This window comes from Amniculibacterium aquaticum (genome assembly GCF_003852705.1).
Taxonomy (GTDB): Bacteria; Bacteroidota; Bacteroidia; order Flavobacteriales; family Weeksellaceae; genus Amniculibacterium; species Amniculibacterium aquaticum.
On the sequence record NZ_REFA01000043.1, the window covers coordinates 1 to 5,158 of the forward strand.

The window sequence follows — 5,158 nt, forward strand, 5'->3', positions numbered from 1 at the left end:
CGCAAAAAGCCATTTTCTTTTCCTAATTTTCGTATTTTAGCAAAAGGAAAATGGCTTTTTGCTAAGTGTAGAGATTGCATAAGTACTTGATAATCAAAGCCCGCACTTCACAAAGCCGCAAACCGTTATGTGCCATTTTTGAATGACAATGCGAATAGATACAGACAAACAAATGAATTTACTTAGTGATAAGAACGTTGCAATAATTGGTGGTGGACCCGTTGGACTGACTATGGCAAAATTATTACAGCAAAACGGCATAGACGTTTCAGTTTACGAAAGAGACAACGACCGAGAGGCAAGAATTTTTGGTGGAACCCTTGACCTACACAAAGGTTCAGGTCAGGAAGCAATGAAAAAAGCGGGATTGTTACAAACTTATTATGACTTAGCCTTACCAATGGGTGTAAATATTGCTGATGAAAAAGGCAATATTTTATCCACAAAAAATGTAAAGCCCGAAAATCGATTTGACAATCCTGAAATAAACAGAAATGACTTAAGGGCTATCTTGTTGAATAGTTTAGAAAACGACACGGTTATTTGGGATAGAAAACTTGTTATGCTTGAACCTGGTAAGAAGAAGTGGACACTAACTTTTGAGAATAAACCGAGTGAAACAGCAGATTTGGTTATTCTTGCCAATGGCGGGATGTCCAAGGTAAGAAAATTTGTTACCGACACGGAAGTTGAAGAAACAGGTACTTTCAATATACAAGCCGATATTCATCAACCAGAGATAAACTGTCCTGGATTTTTTCAGCTATGCAATGGAAACCGGCTAATGGCATCTCACCAAGGTAATTTATTATTTGCTAACCCCAATAATAATGGTGCATTGCATTTTGGAATAAGTTTTAAAACACCTGATGAATGGAAAAACCAAACGCAGGTAGATTTTCAAAACAGAAATAGTGTCGTTGATTTTCTTCTGAAAGAATTTTCCGATTGGGACGAACGCTACAAAGAATTGATTCATACGACGTTGTCATTTGTAGGATTGGCTACACGGATATTTCCTTTAGAAAAGCCTTGGAAAAGCAAGCGCCCATTACCCATAACAATGATTGGGGATGCCGCACATTTGATGCCGCCTTTTGCAGGGCAGGGAGTAAATAGTGGGTTGGTGGATGCCTTGATATTGTCTGATAATCTAGCCGATGGAAAATTTAATAGCATTGAAGAGGCTGTTAAAAATTATGAACAGCAAATGTTTATCTATGGCAAAGAAGCACAAGAAGAATCAACTCAAAACGAAATTGAAATGTTTAAACCCGACTTTACGTTTCAGCAATTGTTAAATGTATAAAATGGAATAAAACGGCACATAACAAACAAATTGGCAATAGAGCCGGTGAAGTACTTCTATTGAACTTTTGTGCAATGTTGAAGATTAGTAATTCTATTCAACATTTGTGCTAAAAGTCGGCTCCATCGCCAATTTGCCAAACGTTAGCGGTAATTTTACCAAACAGAATGTTGAACATAAAAAAATATAATCCGATGAAGCTATAAGTAATTGTCCAAAATATATAAACTTAAACCTTTTCATTGCTTTCAAAAAGTAATGGAATTTTCTATTATTAACTTTTAAAAATTAGAAAAAATGACACAGTTACAAATGATTAACAAAACAAAATCTATAGCTCAACAAGACGAAAATATTTCCGCTGTTTTTATGTATGGTTCATTTACCAAAAACGAAGGAGACAAATATTCTGACATCGAATTTTACATCTTTGTAAAAAATAAAGAAAATTTCTCAGCAGAAAAATGGGTAAATCAAATTCATCCTGTGGCTTTATATTTTATAAATGAATATGGAACCGAAGTTGCTATTTTTGAGAATTTGGTCAGAGGAGAATTTCATTTTTTAAAAACAGAGGAAATTGAAATTATCAAATCTTGGGACGGAATAGTTACATTTAGCGATTTTGACCAAATGAACCTAATCGACAAAGACGGACATTTAACGAAAACGCTTAATCAAATCAAAACGAAATCGCCCGAAAGAATAACCAATGAAAACATCTTGTGGTTAAGTCAATCATTACTCAATGTTGTACTGACAACAAGCAACTTAATTAAGCGAGAGGAATTTGCTCACGCTCATCATAGTTTATCAAACGTTCAAAAATATTTGCTTTGGCTTATCAGAGCAAGAATAAACAAAACCCAACATTGGGAAAGCCCGACTAAAAGTCTTGAAAAGGATATTGATATGACTTGGTATTCTGCCTATAAAGCAGTAACATCGGATTTAAATCCTAAAAATATAATTTTAGCTTTTGAAAACTCATTAAATTTATCGGAAAAACTATTTGACGAACTCAATATTGAACCCAAACTGAAAGAAACCCTACATGAAATAAGAAAAAACTACCGCTAACAAGGTATTGCCAAAAGCGGGGCTAAAGTGCTAAATTCAAAGTTTGTGCTTCTATCTCCGCCAAAAACGAATTTTATTCGTTTTTTATTTTTAAATTTAACTCATAAAAATTCGTTTTGGCTCGCCTCGGTGCAAAATCGAAACTTACCGCTTCGATTTCCCCGCCTTCGGCAATACCCAAAACGTTATAGGCAAGCATTTTTCACGAGCCGTCAAAAATCAGAAATTATGAAAAAACTAACCTTAAGTTTAATCACTCTTTTATTTTCAATATTGGGGTTTACACAAACATCTGAAATTCAAAAATTAAATCTTGATTTTGAGCAGAATGAGAACGGTTATCCTGAAAAATGGGAAAACTTCGGAAGTAATGATTATAAAATCTACATAGATTCTACTAATGCGAAAAACGGAAAATTTTCGGCTGTAATAGACAATAATAATAGTAAACCTGACTTTAAAGCATTGGCTATAAATTTGCCTAATAACTACAAAGGAAAATTTATCCGTTTATCAGGATTTATCAAAACCGAAAATGTAACTGATGGATATGCAGGATTGTGGATGCGTATCGACCCACAAATCGGGTTTGATAATATGAATGATAGAGGAATTACAGGTACAACTGATTGGAAAGAATACGAAGTGATTTTACCATTAAACCCCGAAAAAACAGACAAAATAGTTATAGGTGGTTTATTGGTTGGTAAGGGGAAAATGTGGTTAGATAATTTGCAAATTTCAATAGACGGAAAAGATTTAGACAACAAAAATCTTGAAATCTATACAAGAGAAATACTACCAGCCGAAAAAGACAAAGAATTTGATAAAAGCTCAAATATTACTTTTCTCAATTTAACTGATGAAACAATAAATAATTTAGAATTATTAGGAAAAATTTGGGGTTTCTTGAAATATCATCATCCTGAAATAGCAAAAGGGAATTATAATTGGGATTACGAGCTATTTAGAATTTTACCTGATTATTTAAAAGTAAAAAACAACCAAGAAAGAAATAAAATACTTACAAATTGGATTGGAAAATATGGAAATTTGCCTATTTGCAAAGAATGTAAACAAACACCAAACGATGCAGTTTTAAAACCTGATTTATCGTGGATTGAAAATTCAAATTTATCAACGCCTTTAAAAGTTTCATTGCAAGAAATTTACAAAAACAGAAATCAAGGAGAAAATTATTACATAAAACTGCATCCAAATGTAGGAAATCCTGATTTCACTAATGAAAATCCTTATTCCAATATGTCTTTTCCTGATGATGGTTTTAGATTGCTATCTGTTTACAAATATTGGAATATGATTGAATATTTTTTTCCAAACAAACATTTGTCTGATAAAAAATGGAACAGCGTATTAAAAGAATACATTCCTAAATTCATCAATGCGAAAAATGAATTGGAATACGAGCTTGTTGCTGTTCAAATTATTGGAGAAATAAACGATACTCACGCAAATTTGTGGGGAGGTGGAGATAAAATTGCTGAATTGCGAGGAAATAATTTCGCACCTTTCAAAGCAGAATTTGTTGAGAACAAATATGTCGTAGTTGATTATTACAACCTTGAGTTTTCTGAAAACGCAATTCTAAAAGTTGGAGATATTATCACTCATATCGACAATAAACCTATTCAGACAATTGTAGATAGCTTGAAAAGCTATTATCCGTCTTCAAATGAGGCTTCTATGTTAAGAGATATTTCAGCTGACTTGTTGCGTTCTACAAAAAACACAATTAGCCTAAATTACATTTCTGAAAACAAGACAAAACAACAAGATGTAACCTTATACGACAGGAAACAATTAAATATGTATCATTGGTACAAAGTAAACAAAGAAGAAAAGTGTTTTAAGATTTTAGACGGAAATATTGGTTACATCACTTTGGCAAACATCAAAGAAGAAGACATTCCCGAAATCAAAAAATCTTTTAAGAACACTAAAGGTATTATTATTGACATAAGAAATTATCCTTCTACATTTGTTCCCTTTGCTTTAGGTTCGTATTTTGTATCTGAACCAACACCCTTTGTCAAATTTAGTATAGGAAATCCTGACAATCCTGGAGAATTTACATTTACTCAATCTCTTAAAATACCTAATGATAAAGACTATTTCAAAGGGAAGTTAGTTGTACTTGTAAATGAAAAGTCACAAAGTCAGGCTGAATATACCGCAACGGCATTTCGAGCAGTGAAAAATTCAACAATCATCGGAAGTACAACTGCAGGAGCTGACGGAAATGTATCTGAAATACTATTACCCGGAGGATTAAGAACGATGATTTCAGGAATTGGAATTTATTTTCCAGACGGAAAAGAAACACAACGAATCGGAATTGTACCTGACATTATTGTAAAACCAACTATTGAGGGAATTAAAAACGGCAAAGACGAAATATTAGATAAAGCAATCGAAATAATAAACCGATAATTATGCCTGCCTATAACAAGGGTTTTGCAAAATGGCGGGGTAACGTCTAAGTTGAAAGTTTGTACATTTTAATCCGCAAAAGCCAATTTTATTGGCTTTTTTCATAATTTAGCAAATAGAAATTGGCTTTTGCTACGTGTCGTCTAAATCGAAACTTCGTGCTTCGATTTTCCGCCACTTCGCAAAGCCCCGAACCGTTGTGTGCTAGTCACAAAAAACAGTAATAAAACCAAAATTCGTAAATAAACAAAATTCTAAAAAATATAAAACTTAAAGTCTGAATTTGCCGAAAAAAGACTTAAAAGAGAAGTAGGTTAA

General features: G+C 33.0%; 3 protein-coding genes. All 3 read left to right on the forward strand.

Annotated elements, in window-relative coordinates:
- The first annotated feature begins 142 nt into the window (after positions 1-142).
- The 3 genes from EIY84_RS11380 to EIY84_RS11390 all read left to right on the forward strand — a co-directional run bounded on the left by EIY84_RS11380 (position 143) and on the right by EIY84_RS11390 (position 4,840).
- Positions 143-1,309 (forward strand): tetracycline-inactivating monooxygenase Tet(X2), encoded by a 1,167-nt coding sequence (locus tag EIY84_RS11380; RefSeq protein ID WP_008651082.1) that lies wholly within the window; start codon positions 143-145, stop codon positions 1,307-1,309.
- A 297-nt stretch (positions 1,310-1,606) separates the two neighbouring features.
- Positions 1,607-2,389, forward strand: a complete 783-nt coding sequence (lnu(H), locus tag EIY84_RS11385) for a lincosamide nucleotidyltransferase Lnu(H) (RefSeq protein ID WP_124643276.1) — start codon at positions 1,607-1,609, stop codon at positions 2,387-2,389.
- Between the two features lie 228 nt (positions 2,390-2,617).
- Positions 2,618-4,840: a S41 family peptidase gene (locus EIY84_RS11390; protein WP_124643278.1), complete on the forward strand. Its 2,223-nt coding sequence runs from the start codon at positions 2,618-2,620 to the stop codon at positions 4,838-4,840.
- Positions 4,841-5,158 lie beyond the last annotated feature (318 nt).

What these genes read in the sequence shown, in the direction of transcription:
- EIY84_RS11380 (WP_008651082.1), top strand. Translation starts at nt 143, where the DNA reads ATGACAATGCGAATAGATACAGACAAACAAATGAATTTACTTAGTGAT.
- EIY84_RS11390 (WP_124643278.1), top strand. Translation starts at nt 2,618, where the DNA reads ATGAAAAAACTAACCTTAAGTTTAATCACTCTTTTATTTTCAATATTG.